The organism is Reyranella sp. CPCC 100927, from assembly GCF_007859315.1.
Taxonomy (GTDB): Bacteria; Pseudomonadota; Alphaproteobacteria; order Reyranellales; family Reyranellaceae; genus Vineibacter.
Window position 1 is genome coordinate 1 of sequence record NZ_VOHA01000023.1, and the last position, 26,331, is coordinate 26,331.

Below are 26,331 nucleotides of genomic sequence, written 5' to 3' on the forward strand. Positions count from 1 at the left end.
CCAGCGAGATCAGGTAGGGCAGCGGTGTCAGGATATGGGCACCGTCGATGCCGCCGGCCGCTGCAGCCAGCAAGGTCGTCAAGCGCACGGCGCCGCAGCCCGGCCGGCGCGCCGAGGCCGAGCGTCAGCGGCAGTTGGCGCTGACCCAGGAATTTCAGCTGCCGGCGCTCGACATCCTGGCGGCAGCGCCGCGTTCGCCGGTGGCAGCCCAGATCGACGAAGAGGCCCTGGCGCAAAACGCGCGTCTGCTCGAGAGCGTACTGGAGGACTTCGGCGTCAAGGGTGAGATCGTGAAGGTGCGACCCGGTCCGGTCGTCACGCTCTACGAACTCGAGCCGGCGCCTGGCACCAAGTCCAGCCGTGTGATCGGGTTGGCCGACGACATCGCCCGCTCGATGAGCGCCGTCAGCGTGCGCGTGGCCACCGTGCCGGGCCGCAACGTGATCGGCATCGAGCTGCCCAACGGCAAGCGCGAGATGGTCTTCCTGCGCGAGCTGCTGTCGGCCAAGGACTATGAGGACGGCCGCCTGCAGCTGCCCCTGGTGCTGGGCAAGGATATCGGCGGCGGCCCGGTGATCGCCGATCTGGCGCGCATGCCGCATTTGCTGATCGGCGGCACCACGGGGTCGGGCAAGTCGGTCGGGATCAACACCATGATCCTGTCCCTGCTCTACCGGCTGCCACCCGATCGTTGCAAATTCATCATGATCGATCCCAAGATGCTGGAGCTCAGCGTCTACCAGGACATCCCGCATCTGCTGACGCCGGTGGTGACCGAGCCGCGCAAGGCGGTGGTGGCGCTGAAATGGACCGTGCGCGAGATGGAGAACCGCTATCGCGCCATGAGCCAGCTCGGCGTGCGCAACATCGCCGGCTACAACGAGCGGGTGACGGAAGCGCGTGAGGCCGGCGAGGAGATCCTGCGCCCGGTGCAGATCGGCGTCGATCCCGACACGCGCAAGGCGATCTTCGAAGACCAGCCGATGAGCCTGGAATCGTTGCCCTTCATCGTCGTGATCATCGACGAGATGGCCGACCTGATGATGGTGGCCGGCAAGGACATCGAAATCGCCGTCCAGCGCCTGGCGCAGATGGCGCGCGCCGCCGGCATCCATGTGATCATGGCCACCCAGCGTCCGTCGGTCGACGTGATCACGGGCACGATCAAGGCCAACTTCCCGACCCGCATCTCGTTCCAGGTCACGTCCAAGATCGACAGCCGCACCATCCTGGGCGAGCAGGGTGGCGAACAGCTGTTGGGCCAGGGCGACATGCTCTACATGGCCGGCGGCGGGCGCATCGTGCGTGTGCACGGACCGTTCGTCAGCGACAGCGAAGTGGAGAAGGTGGTGAAGCACCTGCGCTTCCAGGGCCAGCCGCAGTATCTCGACGCGATCACCGAGGAGGCCGAAGGCGGTGCGATCGGCGGCGAGGGTGGCGAAGGCGGCGGCGCCGAAGAGGGCGAGGCCGACGAGCTCTACGACAAGGCCATCGCCGTCGTGGCGCGCGAGCGCAAATGCTCGACCAGCTTCATCCAGCGCCACCTGCAGATCGGCTACAACCGCGCCGCGCGCATCGTCGAGCGGATGGAACGCGAGGGGGTCGTCAGTCCGGCCAACTCGGTGGGTAAGCGCGAGGTGCTGGCACGGGATATCGACGGCGACGCGGCGTGAGGCATACCAGGTCGGTCGCTCAAGCTTATGTCATCGGCGCCGCCGCGATTCCGCCGCGATCGACACCCATGTGTCGCGGTGATGGTCCGAAGGATCCTGTGATGAACCGGCCTCTGCTGTCCTTCCATCGCGTCGGCCTGGGCTTCGGCGCCCTGGCCGTGGCGTTGTCCGCCTGGCTGCTGACACCGACGCTCGGCAATGGAGCGGCCGCGCTGCGTGTCGCGGAGGCTCAGGCGCAGAACCAGCCCGGCACGCAGACGCCGCGCCGGCAGCCGCGCCGCAAGGTCGAGGAGACGCCGCCGCCGGTCGTGCCGGTCGATCAACAGGCCGAAGTCCAGCGCATCGAACAGTATCTCAACAGCGTTCAGACCCTGCAGGCGCGCTTCACGCAGACCAGCAGCAACGGCAACGTCGCCCCTGGCACGCTGTCGTTGCAGCGACCGGGCCGCATGCGTTTTGAGTACGATCCACCGTCGAAAATCCTGATCGTGGCCGACGGCTCGCAGATCACCATCGCCGACTTCAAGGACCGCAGCATGAGCCAGTGGCCGATCGGCTGGACCTCGGCCAGTTTCCTGGCGGCGAAGGAGGTCAAGCTGAGCGGTGATCTGACGGTCACCGGCGTGACCCGCAACGGCACTGACCTGCACGTGGCCGTGGTCCAGACCAAGCGGCCGCAGGAGGGCAAGGTCGAGCTGGTGTTCGCCGACCAGCCGTTGCTGCTGAAGGGCTGGGTGGTATGGGACGCCAAGAACGTGCCCGTCGCCGTCACGCTCAGCAACGTGCAGACGGGCGTCACCTTGTCGCGCGATCTGTTCCGCTTCGATGAATCGATGCTGAAGCGCGACCGCTTCCAGTAGTCAGGCGAACGCAGCCTCGGCGCTGGCGGCGATCCGCAGCAGCCGGTGGTCGTGGTTGCGGCGCGCCAGCAGCATGAAGCCGATGGGCTGCGGCGCCGGGAGCGGTAGCGAGATTGCCGTCAGGTCGAACTGATTGGCGATGATCGTGTTGCGCACGAGCAGCGCGTGCGTGCGCATGAAGAGCGCATCGTCCTCGAGCAGGGCCGCCATCGCCGGTGCCACGAACGGGATGGTCGGCAAGGCCAGAACGTCCAGCGGGCCTAGCCGCGCATCCATGGCGGCGATGAGCGACCGGCGCTGGCGCACCATGCGGATATAGGCAGGTGCCGATACGGTCGCGCCCTGGACGATCCGCCGATGGACGCGCGGATCGAAAGCGGCGGCCTTTGACTCGAGCCAATCGGCGTGGATCTCGGCGGCCTCGGCGAACACGATGGAGATCGGCGTCGTCACCGCTTTCATCCCGTCCAGCAGATCCTCGATGTTGTGATCGACAATCCTGGCGCCGGCGCGTGACAGGCGCTGCAGGCCGGCGTCGAAGGCCGCGGCGACCGCCGGCGCCGTGTCGGCAAGCAGTGGTCCGCGCGGTACGCCGACGCGCAGATCCTTCAACGGTAACGGAGCGGTCGTCGACGGTTCTTCACCGGCCATGACCGCGTCGGCGGCAGCGCAATCCTGGACGTTCCTGGCCAGCGGGCCGATCGAGTCGAGGCTGTAGGACAGCGGAAAGACGCCTTGCTGCGGGACGCGGTCGGCCGTCGGCTTGAAGCCGACCACGCCGTTGAATGCAGCGGGTACGCGCACGGAGCCGCCGGTATCGCTGCCGATGGCGATCTCGCTGGTGCCCTCGGCGACGGAAACACCGGCACCCGATGACGAGCCGCCCGGAATGCGCGTCGGGTCGGAGGCGCTGCCCGGCGTCCCGTAGTGCGGGTTGAGACCCATCCCCGTGGCGGCGAACTCCGTCATATTTGTCTTGCCGATGATCACCGCGCCCGCCTGGCGCAGCCGGCGGACCACGGTGGCATCGCTTGACGCCGGCGGGAAATCGCGGGCCAGGATCGATCCCGCCGTCGTGGGCTCACCGGCGACGTCGAACAGATCCTTGATCGATACGATCGTGCCGTCCAGCGGACCCAGGGAGACACCGCTGCGCTTGCGCGCATCAGCGGCGTCGGCCGCCGCGCGTGCCTGGTCGTGATAGAGGCGCAGGAACACACGCTCGTCGGCGGCGCGTGCCTCCAGGCGCGTCAGGATATTTTCGAGTCGATCGCGAACAGTGGTCACAGAGGATCCCTTCAAAGCAGGTCGGCTTTTTGCTTCATCTCGAGCCAGCCGTCGCGGATGTGCTGCGCCAAGGCCCGGTCGGCCGTCGGCAGATCGCGTGCTCTGGCAGCGTTGACCCAGTCGGCGTGGCTGGCGGCGACGATCTTGGGATCGGTATCCAGATCCGCCAGGCGCGAGACGAGAACCGTGAGATCGACCGCCAGGTCGTCGAACATGCGGGCCAACCGCGCGTTGCCGCTGCAGGCACACAGCGCCCGGTGCAGGGCGATGTCTTCCTCGACGACCTTGAACCGTGAGTCGGCGACCGCGGCTTGGCCCAGCGCCGAAAGTTGGGCCTGCAGCCGGTCCAGGTCGGTGTCCGACGCTTTCTGGATCGCTTCGGCAAGTGCGAAGCGCTCCAGGCACGAGCGCAGGCCATAGAGATCGTCCAGCTCCTGCGCGGTGTAGCGGCGGACGTAGAAGCCACGGCCGGGTTTGGTGACGAAAAGCCCACGCTGCTCGAGCAACCGGGCTGCCTCCCGTAACGGTGCGCGGCTGATCCCCATCTGGCGCGCGCACTCCGACTCGCTGACGCGGGCGCCGAGGGGAAGCTGGCCCTCCACGACGGCGCGCAACAATTCCCGCTCGATCTGCTGGACCAGCGTCGGCTGATTGGGATTGGCGAGAGACTGGAAAATCTTGGCGCTGCCGTCGGTGTGCATCTGTCCTCATCGCATGAACGGAGCGGCGCAACGATACGTGACCCCGTCGCCCTCTTCATTGATCGCGATCGATCTCTATTGACAGTGCTCTTTTACTCGGTAATCTGACGTCTGTCGACAGACGACAGACTGCAAAAGCAAATTGGGAGAGCGCCATGGCAACGAGCTTTTCGCGCAGGGGCGTGCTGGCAGGTGCGGGGGCGGCGGTTGTGGTGGGTGCGCCGGTCGCCCGTTCCCAGACGACACGGGAGTTCCGGTTCTCGACGGTCGCGGGTGCAAACCACCTGACGGGCCAGGCGATCCTGGCCGCCGATGCCGATCTCAAGGCCGCCAGCAACGGCCGGTTCGGCATCAAGCTGTTCCCGTCGAGCCAGCTGGGCACCGAGGCTCAGATGGTTCAGCAGATGCAGGCCGGCGTACTCGACATGGCCTCCATCACCAGCACCGAACTGGTCAATCACGTTGCCGATTTCGGGGCGCTGCACGCGCCGTTCCTGGTGAAGAGCATCGATCAGGCGGCCCGGCTGCTGCGGACGGCCGAAGCCACCGCCATGCTCCAGGGTCTGTCGCGTGTCGGGTTGGTTGGATTGGGCTACGGCATGTCGGGCATGCGCCACATGTACGCGCGCGACACCATCGCCAGTGTGTCCGACCTCAAGGGCAAGAAGATGCGGATCATCCCGTCGCCGCCCTTCCGCGACTTCTATTCGATCCTGGGCGCGGCGCCGACGCCGATCACGTTCTCCGAGGTCTATAGCGCGCTGGCCAACGGCCAGATCGACGCCATCGATATGGATGCCGACGGCTGTGTGACCAACCGCTTCTACGATCACCTGCGCACGATGCTGGTCACCAACCACAGCCTGCTGGGTGCCGTGCCGGTGGCATCAAAGCGCATCTGGGACGGTATCGCGCCGGACGACCAGAGCCTCATCAAACGGGTCGTGGGCAAGGCCTTCGACCGGCTTCTCGATACGGTCGTCGCCCAGGAAAAGAGCTACTTCGCCACGCTGCGCGGAACCAGGCTCCAGGTGCGCGACGTCGGTGCCGGTTTCTTCGGAAACGCCGTTGCCGAATGGGACAAGATGTGGACGGCGAAAGCACCGTCGCTGCGCAAGTTGCGCGATATCGCTGCCGCTGCCTGACCCGCCATCGGCGATGCATGGCGGTGGTCGCGGCCCATGTCGAACATCATCCTCACGCTCAGCGCCCATCTCTCCCGATGCGAGCGGGCGTTCGTGGTGGCCCTCACCGGATTGCTGGTGCTGATCATCACGGTCAACATGGTGACCCGCGCCGTCGGATGGTCGCAATACTGGGCCGACGAGGCTGCGATCCAGACGATGGTCCTCGCCTCGTTCGCGGGCGCCTCGCAGATGGCGCGGCAGCGCGCCGATTTCTCGGTCACGACTCTGCTCGATGTGTTGCCCTCACCGCTCGTGCGGGCGCTGCTGGTGCTGGTCCGCCTGATCTGCCTGGCGCTGTGCGTCTTTCTCCTGTGGCTCGCCTGGCAATGGTTCGATCCCGTTGCGCTCGCGCGTGCCGGCTTTGACCTCGGCGCGTTCGCCGCGGCCACGCAGAACTTTGTCTACATGGAGCAAACCCAGACGCTGGGTGTTGCCAAGTTCTGGTTCTATCTGATCCTGCCCTGGTTTGCGTTCAGCATGATCGTCCACGGCGCGGCGAACCTGATCGAGATCGCGCAGGGCGGCGCGGCAGACACATCCGGAGATCGGGCGCCGTCCGACGCCGACGTTGCCGTGTCCTGAGGCACGTACCGCAATGGCGACAACCGCATCGTTCTTCGTCTTCATGATGGTCGGCGTGCCGATCGCGATCGTGCTCCTGCTGTCGGCGATCGTGTTCGCCTTCGCGACGAACAGCCCGGCCCTCATGAACTCCTATCTGCAGCAGCTCTACGGCGGCATCGACTCGTACGGCCTGATGGCGTTCCCGTTGTTTCTTCTCGTCGGCGAGATCATGAACAAGGGTGGCGTCACGCAGCGTCTGCTCGACATGTCGGCGGCCTGCCTGGGGCCGGTGAAGGGCGGTCTCGCCTATATCAACGTGATCGCCAACGCGATCCTGTCGGCCATCCTCGGTTCGGCCTCCGCCCAGATCGCCATCATGGGCCGCATGATCATCCCCGAGATGGTGCGTCGCGGCTATGACAAGCCGTTTGCCGCGGCGCTGACGGCGGTTGCCGGCCTGCTCGGCCCGATCATTCCGCCGTCGCTGATGTTCGTCGTGTACAGCGTCATGACCCAGGTTTCGATCGGCGACATGCTGATCGCGGGTATCCTGCCCGGCATCCTGCTGGCCGCAGCCCTGATGGGCGTGATCTGGGTCATCGGCTTCGTCCGGGACCTGCCGCGCGAGCCGCGCCTGCGCTGGCGCGAGCGTGGCCGCGCCCTGGTCAGCGGCCTGCCCGCGCTGGCCATCCCGCTGGTCATGATCGGCGGCATCATGAGCGGCCTCGCCACGCCCACGGAATCGGCGGCGCTGGCCGTCATCGCGGCCTACCTCGCGGGCCGTTACTACGGCCACAAGCTCGCGTGGGCGGACCTGCGCCTGATGCTCCTGAACACCGGTCTCAACACAGGGCTGATCCTGTTCCTGGTCGCGGCGGCAAACGTGTTCACCTGGGTACTGATCTACGGAAATGTGCCGCAGACGGTATCGTCATGGATCGAGGGAGTCGCGACCGGCCCGATCAGCTTCATGCTGCTGGTCATGGTCGTTCTGCTCGTGATCGGTACGGTGATCGACGGCGTGCCCGGCCTGATCATGGTGGTACCGATCCTCTTTCCGATCGCCACCCAGGTCTACCACATTGATCCGGTCCATTTCGGCGTCGTCGTCTGCATCAATCTTGTCCTCGGGTTGGTGTCGCCGCCGGTCGGGATCGCGCTCTTTGTTGCCGCGCAAGCTGCCGAGATGAAACCGGGCGATATCTTCATGGCGGCGCTGCCGTTCTGTCTCGCCACCTGTGCGGTCCTCGTCATCCTCTGCCTGTTCCCCTGGTTCAGCCTGGCGCTGATCCGATAACCCCCAACCGCTGCCATCATAGGAGACCGGCCATGCCGTTCGTCACGTCGCTTGCGGGCAAGCAGGAGATTCTCGCTTCCGGCTCGCAGGGCAAGACACTCATCGCGCGCATCTGGCGCGGGTGCACCCGGGCGGCGCACGCCGACGAATACCTGCGCTACAGCTACGAGCACGGCGTGATGCCGATCGAGCGTAAGCCGGGTAATCTCGGCGTCCAGCTGTTCCGCAAGATCGTCGGAGATGTCGCCGAATTCACCGTGATCTCCTACTGGCCCTCGATGGAGGCCATGGCGGCGATGCACAGCGACCGGGGTGACGTCCGCCGGGTGTGGCCGCTCGAGAAGGACCCCGACTATCTTCTTGAGATGCCGGAATTCGTTGAAATCGCCGAGGTGCATGTCAACGACTGGCTGCTTCCCACTGCCTGAGTCCGACGATGCCGTCCCTCGACTTCCGCAGCGACAATGTCGGTGCGGTTGCGCCGCAGATCATGTCTGCTGTCATGCGTGTCAACGCCGACACAGCCGACGGCTATGGCCGCGATCCGTTCACCAAGAGCCTCGCGCACATCTATGCGCAGGCATTCGATGCTGACGTCGCGGTCTTTCCCGTGGCAACCGGGACCGCGGCCAACGCGGTCGCGCTCTCGGTCCTGACGCCGCCCTATGGTGCGGTGCTCTGCCACCCGACCGCGCATATCAACGTGTCGGAATGCGGTGCGCCGGAATTCTTCACGGGTGGCGCCAAGATCGTTCCGGTGCCTGGCCCGGATGGCCGGATTGACCCCAGCGAGCTGCGCCGGGCGTTGGACCGTGCCGGTATGGGCCAGCCCCACCGCGTCCAACCGGCGGCCCTGTCCCTCACGCAGCCGACCGACCTCGGTACGGTCTACGCGCTCGACGTGCTGGCCGAGCTTTGTGCGATTGCCAAGGATCATGGCCTGCGCATTCATATGGATGGAGCGCGGCTGGCGAACGCTGTTGCCGCGCTGGGCTGCTCGCTGGCCGACGCGACATGGCGCTGTGGCGTCGACATCCTTTCCTTCGGCGTGACCAAGAATGGCGGAATGAACGCCGACGCGATCATCGCGTTTGATCGGCGGTTCGGGGTGCCGCTGGCGTTCCGCTTGCGGCGTGCCGGCCAGACCTTCTCCAAGATGCGCTATGCCGCTGCGCAGCTCGCGGCCTATGTCGAGAACGATCTCTATCGTCACCTCGCATCGCATGCCAATGCGTTGAGTGCGCGCCTCGCAGGCCGTCTTGCAGATACCGACATCCCGCTCGTCGCGCCGGTCGAAGCCAACGAGGTGTTTGCATACATGCCGCCGCCCGTGGTGCGCAGCCTTGAGTCCGTGGCGCTCTTTCATCGCTATCCGGACGATGTCGTGCGGTTCGTCTGTCGCTGGGACTCCTGTGCGGCGGATGTGGATTTGCTGGCGCATGTGATCGCACAACGCGGATCGGCCGAGGCCTCGCCATGAAACCGATCGGCACGTTCGATTACATCGTCGTCGGCGCCGGCTCGGCGGGTTGCGTGCTGGCCAATCGCCTCTCTGCCGATCCGCGCAACAAGGTGCTGCTGTTGGAAGCCGGCGGGCGGGACACCTACCCCTGGATCCATATTCCGGCCGGCTACTTCAAGACCATCGGCAACAAACGCACGGATTGGTGCGATGAAACCGAGCCCGTTCCCGGCCTCAACGGCCGGCGGTTGCGCTGGCCGCGCGGCAAAGTCCTGGGCGGAACCAGCTCGATCAACGGCCTTGTCTACATTCGCGGCCAGGCCGCCGATTACGACACCTGGCAGCAGCACGGCTGCGCCGGGTGGTCGTTTGCCGACGTGCTGCCGTACTTCAAGAAGGCCGAGGACCAGGAACGTGGTGCCGACGATTACCATGGTGTCGGCGGGCCGCTGGCGGTCTCGAACATGCGCCACCGCCGCGCACTGTGCGATGCCTATGTCGCGGCAGCGCAGGAACTTCAGATCCCTGCCAATGGCGACTTCAACGGCAGCAGCCAGGAGGGCGCGGGGTACTTCCAGCTGACAATGCGCAACGGATTGCGCTGCAGTGCCGCGGTGGCCTATCTGCGGCCCGCGCGACAGCGTGCGAACCTCACGATCATCACGGATGCCAGCGTTGAACGCCTCACCCTCGACGGCAGGCGGGCGTGCGGCGTGATCATCCGGCAGTCGGATGGATTGGCCGTCGCGCGCGCCGAGGGCGAGGTGGTTCTGTGCGCCGGAACCGTGGGTTCGCCGCAGATTCTTGAGCTCTCGGGCATTGGTCGGCCGGATGAACTCGCGCGGCTTGGTATCGCCGTCCGGCAGGCGTCCCATGAGGTTGGTGAAAATCTCCAGGATCACCTGCAGGTCAGGAACACGTATCTCTGCTCACGCCCCACGCTCAACAACGACGTCAATGATGTCTGGCGCAAGCTCGCCATCGCGCTCGACTACGGGCTGCGGCGGCGCGGGCCGATGACCATGAGCGCCGGCCAGGTCGCCATCTTCACGCGCAGCACGCCGGCGGTGGATCGTCCCGACATCCAGTTTCATATCCTGCCGTTCAGTGCGTCGTCACCAGGGCGAGGACTCGATCGTTTCCCGGCCTTCATGGCGTCGATCTGCCAGCTTCGGCCGCAGAGTCGGGGACGCGTGACGCTGAGAACCGCCGATCCGGCGCAACCACCGGCGATCCAACCGAACTACCTTGCCGCCGACCATGACCGGCAGGTCCAGGTGGCATCTGTTCGCCTCTCGCGGCGCCTCGCCGCTGCGGCAGCGCTGAAGCCCTTCATCGTGCGCGAACTGGCACCGGGGCCGACGATCGACAGCGATGCTGACATCCTGGACTGGGTGCGGGAATATGCCGTTTCGATCTTTCACCCTGTCGGGACCTGCCGCATGGGAAATGATACCGCGTCGGTTGTCGATACCCGCCTACGGGTACGGGGCGTCGAGGGCCTGAGGATCGCCGACGGGTCGATCATGCCGAGCCTCGTGTCGGGAAACACCAACGCACCCATCATCATGATCGGCGAGAAGGCAGCCGACCTGATCCTGGAGGATCGGCGCGCAACCCCCACTGCGAGGGACTAGATGTCCAGCACCATCTTCATCGATGCGACCCCCGATCTGCTGCGGCTGTGGCGCCTGGTATGCCGGGATACCGATCCGGCGATCGCCGTCAACATGGTGCCGTTCGCGGCCGAGCAGGTGCCGGTGATCCTTGCCGACCATGACACCTGTATCGTCGATGCCACGTATTTCCCCCGCGAACTGCTGCAGCGCTGCGGCCAGCTGCGCCACATCGTTTTCCTCGGCACCGGCGCGGCGAGCTACATCGACCTGGCGGCGGCCAAGGATCTCGGCATCAAGGTCTCGACCATCAGCGGCTATGGCGACATCACGGTCGCCGAGCACGCGATCGGGCTGATGTTTGCCGCGGCCCGGCAGACGACGAAGATGGACCGCGCGATGCGCACCGGCACCTGGGTGCCGTCGGAAGGCATGCAGCTCTTCGGCAAGACCCTGGGCCTTGTCGGCATGGGCGGGATCGGCCGCGAGATGGCGCGGCTGGGCCGCGGTATCGGCATGGATGTCATCGCCTGGAACCGAACGACCCTCACCGATGCGCCCGTGCCCATGGTCGCCCTCGATGAACTTCTGCAGCGGGCCGATGTCGTCAGCCTGCACCTGTCACTCAATGACGACACGCGCGGATTCATGAATCGCGAGCGGCTGGCGCGCCTGAAGCCGGGCGCCATCCTGATCAATACGGCGCGCGGCGCTGTCGTCGATCAGGTGGCGCTGGTCGAATACCTGGCTGCCGATCGGATCCGCCACGCTGCCATCGACGTGTTCGATCCCGAGCCGCCGCCGCCGGGTGATCCGCTGATCGCGCTGGGGAACGTCACGCTGACGGCGCACGCCGGTTTCTTTACATCGGAGGCGACGATGGTATTGCTGCGCCGCGCCATCGACCTGGCGATCGCCGGCTAAACAGGAATGACGCCCGGCTTGCCGTTGTCGACGGCGAAGCGCGCCAGGGTGCGTCCCTGACTGAATCGGTCGTGCACGTCGTCGATGACCCGCAGGTCGGCGACCAGGCTCTTGGGCGTCATGCGGATGGCGAGATGGCCGCGATAGCGGTTGTTGAACAGCTTGAGGTGCGGATTTTCCGCCAGCCGGGCGGCGAACCAGGCATCGTCGCGTGGTATGCCGCCCGAGGAGATCGAGCTACCGACGAACTCGGAAGCGACGGCTGAACCGTTGGCGTCGTCAAACAGGTCACCGACGATGTGGGCGTGGAAGTCGCCCGTCAGCACGATCGGGTTGGACAGCCGCGTCGCGCGCATCGCGTCGTAAAGCCGCGCGCGGGCCGCCGGATAGCCATCCCACTGGTCGGTGCGCCACAACGCGCCGGCGCCGATCTGGAAATCGAGCGGTGCCATCAGGGTTTGGTTGCCGATCAGGCTCCAGCGCGCGCCGCCGTCGCGGAAGCCATCATAGAGCCATCGCTCCTGGGCCAGCCCCAGCATGCTGAGCGCCGGATCGAGGCGTAGGGCGCAGTCCGGGCCGACCAGGTTGGAGCCACCGCTGCCGGGGCGCGGACAGGGTTGCGGATGGCGGTACTGGCGGCCGTCCAGCAGGTCGATGCGCGCCAGGTCGCCGAACCGCACGCGGCGATAGAGTCTGGCATCGGGCCGATCGGGTCGCAGCGCCGGACTGACGGGCATGTGCTCCCACCAGGCGCGATAGGCCGCGGTGCGCAGAGCGAGGAATGCCGTGCGATCCATCAAGTGCTGGGACTGTTCGTTGGCGTAGTCGTTCTCGACCTCGTGGTCGTCCCAGATCGCGAGCCATGGTGCCGCGGCGTGCGCTGCCTGCAGGTCGGGATCGGACTTGTAGAGCGCATAGCGGCGCCGGAAATCGTCGAGCGTGACCGGGTTGTCCTCGACGTGGTGCTGCCGGCCCGGCCGGCCCCCGCCGTGGCTTTCGTAGATGTAGTCGCCCAGGAACAGGATCGCATCCAGCGGCCGGTCGCGGTCGCGAGTCGCGTCCCGCCAGGCGCCGTAGTAGCCGCCCTCGTAGTGCTGGCAGGAGGCGACCACCAGGTCGAGCTGGTCCACCGCGGCGCCGGGTGCCGGTGCGGTGCGTGCCCGGCCGGCCGGACTGATATGGTCGGGATCGAGCCGGAAGCGATACCAGTAGTCGCGCCCGGGCTGCAGGTCGCGCAGCACGACGTGCACGGTGTGCGCCTCTTGCGGCAGGGCCAGGACCTCGGCGCTGCGCACGATGCGTTTGAAGTCGGGGTCGTCAGCGATCTGGTAGATCAGCGGGTACGCGTCGGCAGCGAGCGGCGCCAGAGACAGCGGGTCGGCCATCACGCGGGTCCAGATCACGAAGCCGTCCGGTGCCGGATCGCCGGACGCCACGCCGAGGCCGAACGGGTTGCGGTCGAACCGGGGCTGCGCCAGCACGCGGCCGCCGGCTGACGCGGCCGCCACCCCCAGGGCGCCGCCGATCAGCAGGTGGCGGCGCGACAGCGCGGCGGTGGGAAAACGGCGCACGTCTCAGTGATAGGGATCGGCGGCGTCGCGCAGGCCGTCGCCGAAGAACTGGAACGACAGGATCACCAAGATCACCGGGATGACCGGCAGGATCAGCCACCAGTTGACGGCAACGACATTGATGTCGGTGGCCTCGTTCAGCAACACGCCCCACGACGTGATCGGCGGCCGCAGGCCCAGGCCGAGGAACGAGAGCGCCGTCTCGGCCAGGATCATCGACGGGATCGACAGTGTCGCCGACGCGATCAGGTGGCTCATGAAGCTCGGGATCAGGTGGCGCCCGATGATGCGCTGCGGCGAGGCGCCCATCAGCGCCGCCGCCGTGGCGAAGTCCTCCTCGCGCAGCGACAGCAGCTTGGAGCGCACGGCGCGCGCCAGGCCGGGCCAGTCGAGCAGGGCGAGGATGATGGTGATGCCGAAATAGATCAGCAGGGGCGACCATGTCACCGGCAGCGCCGCCGACAGGGCGAGCCACAACGGCAGATGCGGGAAGCTCTTGATGATCTCGATGGCGCGCTGGATGACGTTGTCGATCCAGCCGCCATAGTAGCCGGCGATACCGCCGATCACCAGGCCCAGCACGAAGCTGAGTGCGATGCCGAACAGGCCGACCGTGAGCGAGATGCGCGCCGCGTAGACGATGCGCGAGAACATGTCCCGCCCCAGCCGGTCGGTCCCCAGCAGGAACAGCGTGCCGTTCTGGCCCGGGCACACCAGATGGAAGCTGCCCTCGAACAGGCCCCAGAACTCGTAGGTTTCGCCCAGGCAGAGGAAGCGGATCGGGTTGATCTGGCTCTTGTCGGGTGTGTAGACGCGCTGCAGGGTGTCGGGATCGCGCGCCATCCTGTAGCCGTAGGTGAACGGCCCGACGAAGCTGCCCTCGTGGAACAGGTGGATGCCCTGCGGCGGCGCGAAGATGTGCTTGATGTGGCGGGTGTGCTGATCGTAGGGCGCGATGATCTCGCTGATCAGCGTCGTCAGGTACATGAACAGCAGGAAGCCGCCGCAAATCACCGCCGGCTTGTGGCGGCGCAGGCGCCACCACATCAGCTTCCACTGGCCGGCCATGTAGAAGCGTTCCTGTTCCGCCGTCAGCTTCTCGGCGACGTACGGATCCCACGGCTCCTTCGAGACGAAGTGGGGCGGCGGCGTGGTGGCGTCCGCGTTGGCGCGCGGGACCTGTCTCGCGTCGTCCATGTTACTTCTCCCGCCCGCCCTGCAGGCGGATGCGTGGATCGAGCACCGCCAGCAGCAGGTCGGAGATCAAGGTGCCGATGACGGTCAGCACCGCGACGAACAGCAGGAACGTGGCCGCCAGGTTGGTGTCCTGTGTCTTGAGCGCATTCAGCAGCATCGGGCCGGTCGTCGGCAGCGACAGGACGACCGAGACGATCACCGAGCCCGAGATCACCTCGGGCAGGATGTGACCGATGTCGGAGACGAACGGATTGAGCGCGTGGCGCAGCGGATACTTGATCAGCAGCTTCATCGGCGGCAGGCCCTTGGCCCGGCCGGTCGTGACATACTGCTTCTGCAGTTCGTCCAGCAGGTTGGCGCGCAGGCGGCGGATCATGCCGGCGGTGCCGGCGGTGCCGATCACGACCACCGGGATGATCAGGTGCTCCAGCACGGAGCGCACCTTCTCCCAGCTCCACGGCTGGTCGATGTATTGCGGGTCCATCAGGCCGCCGACCGAGACGCCGAAATAGCGCTTGCCGACATAGAGCAGCACCAGCGCCAGCAGGAAATTGGGCGTCGCGAGGCCAATGAAGCCGATGAAGGAGGCGATGTAGTCGCCCGGCCGGTATTGATGGGTGGCGGCGTAGACGCCGATGATGAACGAGACCACCCAGATGAAGATGATGGTCGAGATTTCCATCACCATGGTGAGCGCGATGCGCTCGCCGATCAGCTGCGATACCGGCTGGTTGTCCTGGCACGACAGGCCGAAATCCCAGGTCAGCGCGCCGCTGGCCCAGATCGCGTAGCGCTGCCACCACGACTTGTCGAGGTCGTAGAGCTGCTCGAGCTGTTTCACCTTCTCCATGGCGTTGGAGCCGCCGCTGGAGAGGATCTCGTCGATCTGCGCCGTCACGCAGTTGCCGGGCGGCAACGTGATGATGAAGAACACCAGAAAGCTGATGATGACCAGGGTGGGCACCATGATCAGGAATCGCTTGGCGACGTAGCGCAGCACTATCGCTGCTCCCGCGGCGCGCGGGCTGCGCCGTCACGGACGATCGAGGCTGCCGGCACTGTCACTTCTTCTCCTCCAGCCAAAAGCTGTCGGGCCGGTAGGCGCCAAAAAACGCGTAAGGCTCCCAGCTGTAGACCGCCTCCCGCGGCACGTTCTTGAGCTTGGATGCCACCACGACCGGCTGCTTGACGCCGGTGACGACGCCGATCGTGTACTGGAAGTCGGCGTGGATCTGCAGCATGCGGTGCCAGATGCGCTCCTGCTCGCGACAGTCGGCCGTGCGGCTCCATTTTTCGGCAAGCTCGCTCAGTTCCTTCACCATGGCGAGGCTGGCCGGAATCGACTCACCCGACTTGCCGCCGGTCTCGCGGTACTGGCCGAACTTGGGGCACCACAGCACCGCTTGCGACAGGCACGCCAGTTCCGACGGATTGGAGCGCGCGTCGGGCAGGCTGTTCTCCAGCCCACTCCAGATCGTCATCATCGTCTCGCCGCTATAGATTCGCCCACGCAGGATCTCGCGGGTCTGCGGCCGGGTCACCAGCTCGACGCCGATCTTCTTCCAGCTGTCGGCCACCAGGCGCAGCACGTCGGTTTCCTCGGTGCTTTCGCCAGCCGTCTCCAGCACGATGATCATCGGCCGGCCGTCGGGCAGCAGGCGTACGCCGCGTCCGTTGCGCTTGTTGAGGCCGCCTTCCTTGCCGTCGGGCATGGTGAAGCGCACCTTGTCGAGGACACGGTTGGCTTCCTTGTAGTCGAGCTGGGTGTACTTGCTGCGGTACTCGCTCTTGTACAGCGGCGACTCCGGGCGCACCGTGTTGTTCGACGGTGTCGCCATGCCGACATAGAGGATCTCGTTGATCTCCTCGCGGTCGATGGCCATCGACAGCGCGCGGCGCACATTGGGCTCGCGCAGCACCGCCTGCCACACCGGCTCGGCGTAGTTGAGGTTGGGATAGAGTGCGAGGTGGGCACCCAGGCCGGTCTCCCACAGCCGCACCTCGAAGCCGAACTGCTTGGCGCCCTGGCGCAGGAACGTGTAGTTGTCGAAGCGCAGGTAGCGGGCCTGCAGGTCGCTTTCGCCTGATCCGGCCTTCAGCGGGATGAGGCTGGGCGACACCAGGTTCATATGGACGCGGTCGATGTAGGGCAACTGCGTGCCGCGAACATCGACGCGGTGATAGTAGGGGTTGCGCACGAACGTGATGCGGTGCTGATACGGCGGCCGCGTTTCGACGATCCACGGATGCAGCGAGGGCAGGTCGGGGTTCTCGTTGCGGTACATGTCATCCATGCGATTGTGCAGCGAGGCCCAGTTGCGCTGGCGCAGGGCATCGATCTTCTTCTTGAGATCGGCTGGCTCGGCATACTTGGCATGGAACTGTTTCAGGTAGTGCGCTGGCCGGAAGATGAACAGCGGTGCCGGCCGCGCCTGCGCCGGCAGGAAATAGGGGTTGGGCCTATCCCAGCTGTAGCGGATCGTCGTTGCATCGATGATCTCGATCTTGGGCGGCTTGCCGTCGACCAGCATTTCGAGCGGCGGGCCGGTCGGGCTCAGCTCGGCGTTGTTGGCCACGTCCTCCCAGAAGTAGCGGAAATCTTCCGTGGTGAACGGCGCACCGTCGGACCATTTGTGGCCCGCGCGCAGCTTCAGCGTGAAGATCCGGCCGTCCTGGACGTCGACGTCCTGCAGCAGGTCGGGGTGCAGGTGGCGCCGGTCGTCGAACACGACCAGGCGGGCGTAGCCGTAGACCACCATCATGCGGACTTCGCGCGCGATGGCCATCAGGGTGACCAGCTCGCCGCCGGATCGACCAGGGCCGTCCGCGCCGGCGAAGCGGTCGACCACCAGCGGCTCGCGCGGCAGGCGCTCGGCGATCGGGGGGAGCTTGCCGGCGCTGACGCGCTCGGCCAGCAGCGGCGTCTCCTGCAGCGTGGGAACGCGGGCGGCGCTGTCGGCCACGTCCCGGATCGCCGGGCACGCATCGTCAGCCAGCGCCGCGGGTGCGCACGGCGCCAGGCCGACGGCAACCGCCACGACCAGGCGCTGCAATCGGCGCGCCGGCGGGGAACGCCACGCCGTCATGCCGCCTTCTCCGCGCCCAGCAGGCTCGGTGCGGCGCGCACGAAGTGACCGTTGCCGAGGTCGAGCCAGTCGAGCGGCGCGCTGCCGTCGTCGCGGAACGGGACCGGCCACTCGGCGGGAATCGACGCCTTGCCTTCCATCAAGGCGCTGAGGTCGAGCTTCTTCGACGGATCGGGCTCGGGCACGGCGGTGACCAGCGCGCGCGTGTAGGGGTGCACGGGATTGCGGAACAGCTCGTTGCCGGGCGCCAGCTCGACCAGCCGGCCGGCGCACATCACCGCGATGCGGTCGGCGATGTAGTCGACGACCGCCAGGTTGTGGGAGATGAACAGGTAGGTGAGGCCGAGCCGGTCCTGCAGGTCGCGCAGCAGGTTGAGGATCTGGGCCTGGATCGAGACGTCGAGCGCCGACACCGGCTCGTCGCAGATCACCATGTCGGGTCGCAGCGCCAGCGCGCGCGCAATGCCCAGGCGCTGGCGCTGGCCGCCGGAGAAGGAATGCGGATAGCGGTTGAGATGCCGCCGGTCGAGTCCGACCAGTTCCATCAGCTCGCCGACCATCTCGCGCCGGTGCGCCGCATCGCCGACGCGGTGGATCACCAGCGGCTCGCTGATGATGTCGAACACGGTCATGCGCGGATTGAGCGAGCTGAACGGATCCTGGAAGATGAACTGCAGCTTGCGGCGGAATTCGATCAGCTGGTGGTTGCGCAGCGCCAGCACGTCGATCTTGCGGCCCCAGTCGTCGTACACGACGCCGCCGCCCTGATCCGACATCGCCTGGTCGGCGGTGATGGCGCGCATCAAGATCTTGCTCAGCGTGGTTTTGCCGCAGCCGCTTTCGCCGACCAGGCCCAGGCACTCGCCGCGCCGCACGTCGAAGCTGACGTCGTTGACGGCGTGCACCGTGCGCGTGCGGCCGGCGCCCCACAACGCTTCGAACAGCGTATCGGCCTTCTTGATGGCGTAGGTCTTGTGCAGGTGGCGCACCGACAGCACGGGTGCGGCCGGGTCATAACCGCCGGTTGGCGCGACGGGCTTCTTCTCGGCCAGCAGATGGCCGGTCGCCGGCTTGATCTCGCGGATCGGCACCAGCCGTTCGTCGTCGGCCATGCCGAAACGCGGCACGGCATTGAGCAGCGCCTTCAGGTAGGGATGCTCGGCCTGGCGGAAGATGTCGGCGATGCCGCCGCTCTCGACCACGCGGCCGCGATACATCACCACGACTTCCTCGGCGACGTTGGCGACCACGCCCAGGTCGTGCGTGATCATCAGCATGGCCATGCCGAGCTCGGCCTGCAGATCCTTCATCAGTTTCAGGATCTGTGCCTGGATGGTGACATCCAGCGCCGTCGTCGGCTCATCGGCGATCAGCAGCGCCGGCTTGCACACCAGCGCCATGGCGATCATGGCGCGTTGCCGCAGGCCACCCGACAGCTCGAACGGAAACGTGCGCAGCGCGCGCTTGGGGTCGGGGAAGCCGACCATGCGCAGCATCTGCTCGGTGACCTCCAGCGCCTGCTTGCGGTCGAGTTTCTTGCCTGCCGCCGTCGGCCGTTGCTCGGCCATCGCCTCCACCTGGTCGCCGATGGTGCGCATGTCGGACAGCTGGGTGCCGTGCAGCTGTACGGCCTCGCCGATCTGGTCGCCGACCGTGTGCAGGGCCGACAGCGAGGTCATCGGCTCCTGGAAGATGATGGAAATGCGGCCGCCGCGGATGCGCCGCATCTCCGGGCCGTTGCGATCGAGCTTGGCGATGTCGATCGGGCCGTTGCCGCCGGAGTCGCGGAACAGGATCGAGCCGCCGGTGATCTTGGCCGCCTTGGGCAACAGCCCCATGATGGCCTGGCTGCACACCGATTTGCCGGAGCCGGACTCGCCCACCAGGGCGACGGTGCCGCCCGGCTTGATGGTGAAGTCGACGCCGTCGACGGCCTTCAGGATGCCGTCGTGCACACGGAAATAGACCTTGAGGTTCTCGACCCGCAGCAGCGCGCTCATGCCGTCGTCTCCGCCGCGGCGGCGGGAATGGCGATATCCAGCGCGGCGAAATTGGCCCGGGTCGCGTCGCTGATCTCGAGGTGGTTGGCAACGCCGGCCCGGGCGGCCATGCGCACGACATCGGTGAAGCCGTCGAGGGACGAATCGAGCCGCAAGGTCCGGCCCTCGCCCGCCAACGTCATGTGCATCCACCCTCCCTTCCGGTCGCGGCGGGTCGCATAGTAGGCGAGCTTGAGCCGCTCAAGCCTGTCCCACGCGATCCTGCCGCCGAACGGCCCCTGCGCCGCAACACCCGATTCGTCGGCCACGATCTCCGTCGCATGCCGAAGAGCGGTCCGGGCACCGAACAACAGGAACAGCACACCGAGCGCAGCTAAAATCAGTGTGACAGTATTGCGGGCCACGAACAACATCGGCAGGAAGCAGACCGCGACACCGACGGCGGCGCGCGCATAGTCGGCATACAGCGCCGGACGGGCATAACGCAGTGTCATGCTCATGAGCGAAGCGGTGCCAGGCAAAATGAAATAAGGCGAAAAACCATCATCAGGACCCGAAAATCGCTGCAGGCTGCACTATGCGGACTGCCGGATGGGCTCGCAATCGGTTCCAGAGCCGATCGAGAAATGTCCAGATGTCCTCGTCATGCACCAGGTGGTGGGTCAGCATCCCGGTGGGCTCGTCGGCAACCGGCGACGTCGCCGCTGCGTCGCGCCGGGCGCGCAACGCGTCGACCAGCGTCGTGATGATCTGTTCGTCGCCCAGGAAGCCCCGGCGGGGGCGCCAGCCGATCGGGCCGACATGCGTGTTGACCTGCAGCAGGCCGCGCACGGGTTCTACACGTGTTCTCGCGGTATAGGTCGACAGGGCCCGAAAGCCGATCTCCGGCAGCACCGGAACCAGAGCCGGCGCGATGCGGTTCCACGGCGGCACCATGACCGGCAGGAAGCGCGCGCCGAAAGTTTGTGACAGCGCCATCAGGCCGGTGCCCAGTTCGCCGATCACGACCGGCGCCGGCCGGTGCGGGCCCAGCTCGACGCTCTTTTCGCCGGCAGCGGCATGGTTCTGGTGGGCGTAGCCGTGCTGCAGGACGGCGACCGATGCCGGCTCGTCCTGCAGGCGCGCCGCCAGCGAGGCGTCCATGGTCGCCGGGACGACGGCTAGCGCCAGGCCCAGATCGTAGGCGGCGCGCATCGCCAGCAGACGATCCAGCGCCGCCGTCGCCGCAACTGCATCGTCGTCGCGCCACCACAGCGTGGCCGTGCGCCCGCTGTCGGCCCAGTGCGCCAGCTCGTCGTCGAGGAGTGCCCAGACAGTCATCGGGGCACGCTTCCCGCTCTCGCGGGGCGAAGTGTCGGCGGCGCAGTCCCTATCATCGCTTCTCCTTCAGCCACTGCGCCACCAGCGCCAGCGTCTTGTCGATGCCGTTGGCGTCGATGCGCGGGAACGTGCGGATGGAGGGGCTGTCCATGGCGTTGTCGATGGCGGTGGCCAGCGCGGCCGGCGACAATGTGGCCTCGGGAACCATCTGGAAGACGCCGCGCTCGGCGAGAAGTTCCGCCCGCAGCTCCTGCTCGGTCTCCAGCCCGCCGGCATAAGGCACGATCACGGCCCGATCCGCCACCGACAGGGTTTCGATCATGGTGTTGTAGCCGCCCTGCGAGATCGACAAGGTGCCGTTGCGCAGCAAGGTGGTGAAATCGCGCCGGGCGGGTTCGATGATCACGCCGTCACCGGCCGCCTGGGCCGCGGTCCGCAGTGCCGCGACATCGGGCGCGGGCATCGCCGGGCCGCACAGGAAACGCCAGCGCCGCTCGCGCAGCCGGCTGAGCGGCCGCGCGGCAAGTGCGGTCTGCAGCAGCGATGCGCCGACGGCACCACCGCCGGCCGACACCAGTACCTCGTCGCGGCCGATCTGCGTCGAGGCCTCGGGTGCCGGCAAGCCGTCGATGACATAGCCGGTATGGACCGTGCGATCCTCGATGTCGCGCCAGCGCGGGAAGGTGCTGGCGAACGGTATGAAAGCCGGGTCGCCATGCACCATGACGACATCGAAGTGGCGTTCGAACAGGTCGACCATCTCGTCGACCCGCTCCGGCTTGGGCGAGCGCACCAGGATGTCGCGGACCGACGACACCACCAGCGGCCGCCGCGGCAGCGCCCGCGCTGCCTCGACCAGGGGCACCAGTTCGAAGCGCAGCTGGCGGCGGCCGAACGGAAACAGCTCGGTGATCACCAGGTCGGGCTGATGCTGCCGCAGCGTCTCCAGCAGCATCGTCAGTCGGCGCTGTTTGAACGCGTCGTCGATCCGCACGTCGTTGCTGTCGACCAGCACCTTGAACCGTTTGTCCGTTGCGCGGACCGGCGGCAGCTGTACCAGCCGCGCGCCGCCGATATCGAGCCCGGGCACCGGCATGCCGCCCGACGTCAGGACCGTGTCGTGCCCCGCTGCCACGAAGTGGCGCGCCAGGGTGGCAGCACGGCGCAGATGTCCGATGCCAAGCAGGTGCTGCACATGGAACAGAATGCGGCCGGTCATGGATACGTCCTCCCGGCGTCGCCGGGGAGGACAAGCGGCACGTTCAGCCGTTCCGTTACGACGGAGCCGTCATCCTGGGCGCGGAAGAGGTGCATCGATTGCCAGTCCAGCTTCAAAGGTTGCCGGCCCTTCATATCCCATCCCGTGGCCATGGCGAGAACGACGCGGATGACGCCTTTGTGCGTGACCGCCACGGTGCTGCGCCCCTCCCGTGCCACCGACGCCAGCCACGGCTGCAGCCGCTCCATCACCTGGCGCGGGCTCTCGCCGCCCGGCGGTACCAGGTCGACACCGCGCGCCTCGTTGCCTTCCATCTCGGCGCCGAATTCGCGGCGCAGGTCGGCCAGCCGATAGCCCTCCCAGGTACCGAAGCTCATCTCGCGCAGCGCCGGTTCGGGGTCGGCATCGCGGCCCGCGCGCAGCAACCGCGCGGTCTCACGCGCCCGCGCCAATGGGCTGCACTGCCAGCGCCACGACACCATGTCGGGCGGCACGGTCCACGTCGACACCTGCGCCCGCCCGGCATCCGACAACGGCACGTCGGTCATGCCCTGCAGGCGCTTGCTCTCGTTCCACGCCGTCGGCCCATGGCGCAGGAAGGCGACGATGGTCATGCGTTTGTGCTCCCGGCAGCCCGGCGGGCCTGCATCGCATCGATGGCACCGCCGATGGTTCGCGCCGCCGCTGCGAGATCATGGTCGCGCGCGATGCGGGCCATCGCAGCGGCGCCCATCATGGCGCGCTGCGCCGGATCGTCCAGCAGCCGGCGCACGCCATCGGCAAACGCATCGGCCTCGCCCAGCGCGGTCAGCAACCCGGTGTCGCCGTCGGCGACCACGGCCGGCACGCCGCGCGTTCGTCCGGCGATCACCGGCAAGCCGGCCGCCTGGGCCTCCAGCAGGCTGATGCCATAGGCCTCGTTCATGGCCGGCCAGACATAGAGATCGGCGCCGGCATACAGGGCGGGCAGTGCGTCCGCGGCCTGGGCGCCGGCAAAGGCAACCCGCGGGCCCAACGGGGCGAACAGTGCCGCCACGGCGGCCCGCGCCGCGCCGTCCCCCACCAGCAGCAAACGCCAGTCGCAATCCATCAGCCGGCGCATCGCCGCGGCCAGCACGCCGTACGACGCCACCTTGTCGGGCGGTCGCATCATGGCGACGGCCAGCAGCACGGGCGTCTGCGCCGGCCAGCCGAAGCGCTGGCGCAGGGACGCCCGAGGCGCCGCGCGGTCCGTGGCGGCGCGGTGCCAGGGCTCGGCGTCGAGGAACGGCGGCACGATGGTCATCGCCTGGGGCGAGGCCAGCAGCGGCGCGAGGCAGGCGGCATCGTCGGGGTTGAGCGTCAGGACCAGATCGGCGGCGCGCACCGCCGCCGCCGTGGCGCGATGGCCGAGGTCCCACGGGCCGCCGGCGCGCTTGGGCGCATAGGACGCCTCGGCGATGATGTAGGGGATCCCCAGCGCGCGGGCCACCTCAGGCCCCAGCCAGTCGGGGCGCTTGTACCAGACATGGTAGGTGAACCAGCCGGTGGGGCGGTCCGGATCGTCGGGCGCCAGCCGCGACCAGCGCTCGATCAGCGCCGCCGCCCGCGCGCGCCCGGCAGCCTGTACCGCCGGCAGTGACTCGGCCGTCATCGCCACCCGTGCGGCGTCCGCATCATGGCGATCCACCGCCTGCACCGTGTGGCCCAGCCGTTCCAGCAGTGCCACCAGCGCGCGCGCCATGGCCCGGTCGCCCGACGGCGTCGGGTGATGGAGCGGCTTGAGCGGCGTGTGGAAGGCGAAGCGTAACATCGGCATGGCTGTTTATTCGCGTACAAGAGTATGAAAGTCAGTGCACGTACGAAAGAGGAACCGCCATGACCGATCTGGCCGCACTGTCCCTGCAATCGGCAGCGCCCTGGTGGCAACCGCAGGCCGGACGGGCGCTCGTGATCCGCGGCGGGCGGCCCCTGGCCGGCACCTACCCGATCAGCGGCGCCAAGAATGCCGTGCTGCCCTTGATGGTTTCGTCCGTCCTGACGCCGCATCTGGTGACGTTGCATAACGTGCCGGCCAGCCTCGATGTCGCGGTGCTGGCCGCGCTCCTGCAACGGCTGGGCGCCGACCTGCGCTGGTCGACCACGGACGAAGGGCTCAGCGTCACGATCTGCGCCGACCGCATCCAGCCCGGCCGGATCGAGACGGACCTGGTGGCGCGCATGCGCGCGTCGGTCCTGTTGCTGGGGGCATTGCTGGCGCGCAGCGGCGAGGCGCGCCTGCCGATGCCCGGCGGCGATGCCATCGGTCTGCGCGGGATCGACTTCCACGTCGCCGGTCTGCGCGCCATGGGTGCCCACATCGATCTCGCCGGCGGCATGATCCACGCGCGGGCACCGGCGGGCCTGAAGGGTGCCGATATCCGCCTGTCGCTGCCATCGGTCGGCGCCACCGAGAACCTGATGCTGGCGGCCGTGTGTGCGCGCGGTACGACGGTGATCCGCAACGCCGCACGCGAGCCGGAGATCGCCGACCTCGCACGTTGTCTCGCGGCCATGGGCGTCACGATCACCGGCCTCGATAGCCACACGCTCGTCATCGAGGGCGGTGCGCCGCTGACCGGCGCCGTGCATACCGTCATGCCGGATCGCATCGAGATGGGCACGCTGGCCTGCGCGGCGGCGATCACCGATGGCGCCGTTCTGCTACGGCATGCGCAGGCGGATCTGCTCGGCGCCGCCGGGCCCGTGCTGGCGGCGGCGGGCGTCGTCCTGGAGCCGGTCGACGGCGGTGTCGTGGCGCGCCGATCGCCCGACGGCCTCGCCGGCACCGATTTTGTGACGCAACCCTATCCCGGCTTTGCCACCGATCTGCAGGCGCCGGTGATGGCGTTGCTGGCGCGGGCCGGCGGTGCCAGCGCGATCACCGAAACCATCTTCGAGCAACGTTTCCGCCACGTCGACGAGCTGCGCAAGATGGGCGCCGACATCACCGTGCGCGGCCGGACCGCCTGGGTCCGCGGCGCCGCCGCGTTGAACGGCGCCGCCGTCACCTGCACCGACGTCCGGGCCGCCGCGGCGCTGGTGATCGCCGCGCTGGGCGCCCACGGTGAGACGGTGCTCGAAGGCCTCGATCACCTCGATCGCGGCTATGACCGTATCGCGGAGAAGCTCGCGGCGTGCGGCGCGGCGGTGGCCCGGGTGTGATGCCGGCGATCGCGGCCCTGCCTCAGCTGCCGGCTTTCGGTGGCTGCGCCGTCACCGGCATGCCGGGTCCGATCTTCTGCAGGTTGCCGCTGATGATCTGGTCGCTGTCCTTGATCCCCTTGATCACCGACACGAGCGGGCCTTGCGTCGGTCCCAGCTCGACCATGCGCATGGCAACCTTGCCCTGATCGATGACGTAGACAAACTTGCCGAGCTGGCTCGACCCCAGCAGCGCCTGCGGAATCAAGAGCGTGTCGGGCTTCTCGCCGACCAGCACGCGGATGTTGACGTACTGGCCCGGCAACAGCGAGCGATCGGCGTTGGCGATGGTGGCGCGCGCCGTGATGGTGCCCGTCGCGCGATCGACCGTGTTGTCGATGAACGTGACCGTTCCCGTCCGCGCCGGACCCGGGTCGCCGGGTACGGTGACCTCCACCGTGATGGGTCCGGCGTCGGCGGCGCGGCGAATCAGCGTGAGATCGCCTTCGCTGGGCGTGAACGTGACGTAGATGGGGCTGATCTGCACCAGGGTGTTGAGCGCCGCGCCGCCGACATTCACCAGGGTGCCGATCGGCGCCTGGTTGCGGCCGAGGCGGCCGGGGAAGGGCGCCCTGATGTCGGTGTAGGCGAGATTGATTTCCGCCGCCTGGATGGCGGCGCGGTCGGCAACGATGGCCGCTTCCGCCTGCTTGGCGGCACTGAGGCTCTGCGCATACGTGTCCTTGGAGAGCGCGCCTGTCTTGATCAGCTCGCTGTTCCGCTCCAGGCTGCCCCGGGTGTACTCCAGGGTGGCCATGTCGCGCTGCAGCTGCGCCTTGACCTGGTCGAGCGCAGCCCGGTAATCGCGCGGATCGATGCGGTAGAGAAGATCGCCCTCCTTGACGTCGGCACCGTCGGCGATGTCCTGGCTGAGGATGTAACCGGACACCTTGGCCTGCAGGGTGATGCTGCGGATCGAGTCCGTGCGTGCCGCGTAGTCGAGATAGATCGGGATCGTACGCTTGACCACGGCTGTGACGGGCACCGGCATGCTCTGCGCCGCCGCCTGTGGCGCGGCGGTGGCCGTGTGGCCGAACACGCTGGATAGGCGGTCGGGATCGCTGCCGACGGCGGCGATGAGGGCGATGGCCATCAGGGCAAGGCCTGCGGCAACAATGGTCCAGGGCCAGCGGCGCATGATGGGT

The 26,331-nt window shown here is 67.4% G+C and carries 22 protein-coding genes and 1 pseudogene; 10 read left to right on the forward strand and 13 right to left on the reverse strand.

Going from position 1 to position 26,331, the window contains the following annotated elements:
- Nucleotides 1–41: 41 nt before the first annotated feature.
- Together FQU96_RS34575 and FQU96_RS34580 are read left to right on the forward strand one after the other, a co-directional pair.
- Nucleotides 42–1,673 (forward strand): annotated as a pseudogene (locus tag FQU96_RS34575) (DNA translocase FtsK); the annotation flags it as partial.
- Between the two features lie 101 nt (nucleotides 1,674–1,774).
- Complete coding sequence (locus tag FQU96_RS34580; RefSeq protein ID WP_146545966.1) at nucleotides 1,775–2,533, forward strand: outer membrane lipoprotein carrier protein LolA; 759 nt, start codon at nucleotides 1,775–1,777, stop codon at nucleotides 2,531–2,533.
- Here FQU96_RS34580 and FQU96_RS34585 read toward each other — a convergent pair whose 3' ends face one another.
- Nucleotides 2,534–3,820: an amidase gene (locus FQU96_RS34585; protein ID WP_146545967.1), complete on the reverse strand. Its 1,287-nt coding sequence runs from the start codon at nucleotides 3,818–3,820 to the stop codon at nucleotides 2,534–2,536. It lies immediately after the preceding gene.
- 11 nt (nucleotides 3,821–3,831) lie between these two features.
- Complete coding sequence (locus FQU96_RS34590) at nucleotides 3,832–4,521, reverse strand: GntR family transcriptional regulator (protein ID WP_146545968.1); 690 nt, start codon at nucleotides 4,519–4,521, stop codon at nucleotides 3,832–3,834.
- A gap of 155 nt (nucleotides 4,522–4,676) precedes the next feature.
- On the opposite strand from FQU96_RS34590, the gene FQU96_RS34595 reads away from it, so the two are divergent.
- From FQU96_RS34595 to FQU96_RS34625, 7 genes are read left to right on the forward strand one after another with little or no spacing between them, the layout of a single operon-like run.
- The gene (locus FQU96_RS34595; protein WP_146545969.1) at nucleotides 4,677–5,666 is read left to right on the forward strand and encodes a TRAP transporter substrate-binding protein; all 990 of its coding nucleotides are present in this window, start codon (nucleotides 4,677–4,679) and stop codon (nucleotides 5,664–5,666) included.
- Between the two features lie 36 nt (nucleotides 5,667–5,702).
- Entirely contained in the window at nucleotides 5,703–6,290 is a 588-nt protein-coding gene (locus tag FQU96_RS34600) for a TRAP transporter small permease (RefSeq protein ID WP_146545970.1), read from the forward strand.
- A 13-nt stretch (nucleotides 6,291–6,303) separates the two neighbouring features.
- The gene (locus FQU96_RS34605) at nucleotides 6,304–7,569 is read left to right on the forward strand and encodes a TRAP transporter large permease (protein ID WP_146545971.1); all 1,266 of its coding nucleotides are present in this window, start codon (nucleotides 6,304–6,306) and stop codon (nucleotides 7,567–7,569) included.
- Nucleotides 7,570–7,601: 32 nt separating this feature from the next.
- A complete protein-coding gene (locus FQU96_RS34610) occupies nucleotides 7,602–7,997 on the forward strand; it encodes a hypothetical protein (protein ID WP_146545972.1) in 396 nt (131 codons plus the stop codon).
- A gap of 8 nt (nucleotides 7,998–8,005) precedes the next feature.
- Nucleotides 8,006–9,049: a low specificity L-threonine aldolase gene (locus FQU96_RS34615; RefSeq protein WP_146545973.1), complete on the forward strand. Its 1,044-nt coding sequence runs from the start codon at nucleotides 8,006–8,008 to the stop codon at nucleotides 9,047–9,049.
- Nucleotides 9,046–10,668, forward strand: a complete 1,623-nt coding sequence (locus tag FQU96_RS34620) for a GMC family oxidoreductase (protein ID WP_146545974.1) — start codon at nucleotides 9,046–9,048, stop codon at nucleotides 10,666–10,668. The genes FQU96_RS34615 and FQU96_RS34620 overlap by 4 nt, the downstream gene beginning before the upstream one ends.
- Nucleotides 10,669–11,571 carry a 2-hydroxyacid dehydrogenase gene (locus FQU96_RS34625; RefSeq protein WP_146545975.1) on the forward strand — a complete coding sequence of 301 codons (903 nt, stop codon included), beginning with the start codon at nucleotides 10,669–10,671 and terminating at the stop codon, nucleotides 11,569–11,571.
- Here the strand turns inward: FQU96_RS34625 and FQU96_RS34630 are convergent.
- The 10 genes from FQU96_RS34630 to FQU96_RS34675 all read right to left on the reverse strand — a co-directional run bounded on the left by FQU96_RS34630 (nucleotide 11,568) and on the right by FQU96_RS34675 (nucleotide 23,762).
- Nucleotides 11,568–13,142 carry an alkaline phosphatase gene (locus FQU96_RS34630; protein ID WP_146545976.1) on the reverse strand — a complete coding sequence of 525 codons (1,575 nt, stop codon included), beginning with the start codon at nucleotides 13,140–13,142 and terminating at the stop codon, nucleotides 11,568–11,570. The genes FQU96_RS34625 and FQU96_RS34630 overlap by 4 nt on opposite strands.
- Before the next feature lie 3 nt (nucleotides 13,143–13,145).
- Nucleotides 13,146–14,339, reverse strand: coding sequence for an ABC transporter permease (locus FQU96_RS34635; protein ID WP_146545977.1), 1,194 nt, complete (start codon nucleotides 14,337–14,339; stop codon nucleotides 13,146–13,148).
- A gap of 1 nt (nucleotide 14,340) precedes the next feature.
- Nucleotides 14,341–15,339 (reverse strand): ABC transporter permease, encoded by a 999-nt coding sequence (locus FQU96_RS34640; protein WP_146545978.1) that lies wholly within the window; start codon nucleotides 15,337–15,339, stop codon nucleotides 14,341–14,343.
- 61 nt (nucleotides 15,340–15,400) lie between these two features.
- Entirely contained in the window at nucleotides 15,401–17,425 is a 2,025-nt protein-coding gene (locus tag FQU96_RS34645) for an ABC transporter substrate-binding protein (RefSeq protein WP_146545979.1), read from the reverse strand.
- Nucleotides 17,422–19,425, reverse strand: coding sequence for an ABC transporter ATP-binding protein (locus FQU96_RS34650; RefSeq protein ID WP_146545980.1), 2,004 nt, complete (start codon nucleotides 19,423–19,425; stop codon nucleotides 17,422–17,424). The genes FQU96_RS34645 and FQU96_RS34650 overlap by 4 nt, the downstream gene beginning before the upstream one ends.
- Complete coding sequence (locus FQU96_RS34655; RefSeq protein ID WP_146545981.1) at nucleotides 19,422–19,925, reverse strand: hypothetical protein; 504 nt, start codon at nucleotides 19,923–19,925, stop codon at nucleotides 19,422–19,424. The genes FQU96_RS34650 and FQU96_RS34655 overlap by 4 nt, the downstream gene beginning before the upstream one ends.
- Nucleotides 19,926–19,971: 46 nt before the next feature.
- On the reverse strand, nucleotides 19,972–20,745 hold the full coding sequence (locus tag FQU96_RS34660; protein WP_146545982.1) for a polysaccharide deacetylase family protein: 774 nt from the start codon (nucleotides 20,743–20,745) through the stop codon (nucleotides 19,972–19,974).
- A gap of 52 nt (nucleotides 20,746–20,797) precedes the next feature.
- Nucleotides 20,798–21,964: a glycosyltransferase family protein gene (locus FQU96_RS34665; protein WP_146545983.1), complete on the reverse strand. Its 1,167-nt coding sequence runs from the start codon at nucleotides 21,962–21,964 to the stop codon at nucleotides 20,798–20,800.
- The gene (locus FQU96_RS34670) at nucleotides 21,961–22,578 is read right to left on the reverse strand and encodes a histidine phosphatase family protein (protein ID WP_146545984.1); all 618 of its coding nucleotides are present in this window, start codon (nucleotides 22,576–22,578) and stop codon (nucleotides 21,961–21,963) included. Before FQU96_RS34670 ends, FQU96_RS34665 begins: the two co-directional genes overlap by 4 nt.
- A complete protein-coding gene (locus FQU96_RS34675; RefSeq protein WP_146545985.1) occupies nucleotides 22,575–23,762 on the reverse strand; it encodes a glycosyltransferase family 4 protein in 1,188 nt (395 codons plus the stop codon). Before FQU96_RS34675 ends, FQU96_RS34670 begins: the two co-directional genes overlap by 4 nt.
- 59 nt (nucleotides 23,763–23,821) lie before the next feature.
- Between FQU96_RS34675 and murA the strand changes: the two genes are divergently transcribed.
- The gene (murA, locus tag FQU96_RS34680) at nucleotides 23,822–25,147 is read left to right on the forward strand and encodes a UDP-N-acetylglucosamine 1-carboxyvinyltransferase (protein ID WP_146545986.1); all 1,326 of its coding nucleotides are present in this window, start codon (nucleotides 23,822–23,824) and stop codon (nucleotides 25,145–25,147) included.
- A gap of 22 nt (nucleotides 25,148–25,169) precedes the next feature.
- Here murA and FQU96_RS34685 read toward each other — a convergent pair whose 3' ends face one another.
- Nucleotides 25,170–26,324: an efflux RND transporter periplasmic adaptor subunit gene (locus FQU96_RS34685; protein WP_146545987.1), complete on the reverse strand. Its 1,155-nt coding sequence runs from the start codon at nucleotides 26,322–26,324 to the stop codon at nucleotides 25,170–25,172.
- Between the last annotated feature and the right edge of the window lie 7 nt (nucleotides 26,325–26,331).

What these genes read in the sequence shown, in the direction of transcription:
- FQU96_RS34635 (WP_146545977.1), bottom strand. Translation starts at nt 14,339, where the DNA reads ATGGACGACGCGAGACAGGTCCCGCGCGCCAACGCGGACGCCACCACG.
- FQU96_RS34665 (WP_146545983.1), bottom strand. Translation starts at nt 21,964, where the DNA reads ATGACCGGCCGCATTCTGTTCCATGTGCAGCACCTGCTTGGCATCGGA.
- FQU96_RS34625 (WP_146545975.1), top strand. Translation starts at nt 10,669, where the DNA reads ATGTCCAGCACCATCTTCATCGATGCGACCCCCGATCTGCTGCGGCTG.
- FQU96_RS34670 (WP_146545984.1), bottom strand. Translation starts at nt 22,578, where the DNA reads ATGACCATCGTCGCCTTCCTGCGCCATGGGCCGACGGCGTGGAACGAG.
- FQU96_RS34650 (WP_146545980.1), bottom strand. Translation starts at nt 19,425, where the DNA reads ATGAGCGCGCTGCTGCGGGTCGAGAACCTCAAGGTCTATTTCCGTGTG.
- FQU96_RS34590 (WP_146545968.1), bottom strand. Translation starts at nt 4,521, where the DNA reads ATGCACACCGACGGCAGCGCCAAGATTTTCCAGTCTCTCGCCAATCCC.
- FQU96_RS34645 (WP_146545979.1), bottom strand. Translation starts at nt 17,425, where the DNA reads ATGACGGCGTGGCGTTCCCCGCCGGCGCGCCGATTGCAGCGCCTGGTC.
- FQU96_RS34615 (WP_146545973.1), top strand. Translation starts at nt 8,006, where the DNA reads ATGCCGTCCCTCGACTTCCGCAGCGACAATGTCGGTGCGGTTGCGCCG.
- FQU96_RS34580 (WP_146545966.1), top strand. Translation starts at nt 1,775, where the DNA reads ATGAACCGGCCTCTGCTGTCCTTCCATCGCGTCGGCCTGGGCTTCGGC.
- FQU96_RS34685 (WP_146545987.1), bottom strand. Translation starts at nt 26,324, where the DNA reads ATGCGCCGCTGGCCCTGGACCATTGTTGCCGCAGGCCTTGCCCTGATG.
- FQU96_RS34655 (WP_146545981.1), bottom strand. Translation starts at nt 19,925, where the DNA reads ATGAGCATGACACTGCGTTATGCCCGTCCGGCGCTGTATGCCGACTAT.
- FQU96_RS34605 (WP_146545971.1), top strand. Translation starts at nt 6,304, where the DNA reads ATGGCGACAACCGCATCGTTCTTCGTCTTCATGATGGTCGGCGTGCCG.
- FQU96_RS34610 (WP_146545972.1), top strand. Translation starts at nt 7,602, where the DNA reads ATGCCGTTCGTCACGTCGCTTGCGGGCAAGCAGGAGATTCTCGCTTCC.
- FQU96_RS34595 (WP_146545969.1), top strand. Translation starts at nt 4,677, where the DNA reads ATGGCAACGAGCTTTTCGCGCAGGGGCGTGCTGGCAGGTGCGGGGGCG.
- FQU96_RS34600 (WP_146545970.1), top strand. Translation starts at nt 5,703, where the DNA reads ATGTCGAACATCATCCTCACGCTCAGCGCCCATCTCTCCCGATGCGAG.
- FQU96_RS34675 (WP_146545985.1), bottom strand. Translation starts at nt 23,762, where the DNA reads ATGCCGATGTTACGCTTCGCCTTCCACACGCCGCTCAAGCCGCTCCAT.
- FQU96_RS34620 (WP_146545974.1), top strand. Translation starts at nt 9,046, where the DNA reads ATGAAACCGATCGGCACGTTCGATTACATCGTCGTCGGCGCCGGCTCG.
- FQU96_RS34660 (WP_146545982.1), bottom strand. Translation starts at nt 20,745, where the DNA reads ATGACTGTCTGGGCACTCCTCGACGACGAGCTGGCGCACTGGGCCGAC.
- murA (WP_146545986.1), top strand. Translation starts at nt 23,822, where the DNA reads ATGACCGATCTGGCCGCACTGTCCCTGCAATCGGCAGCGCCCTGGTGG.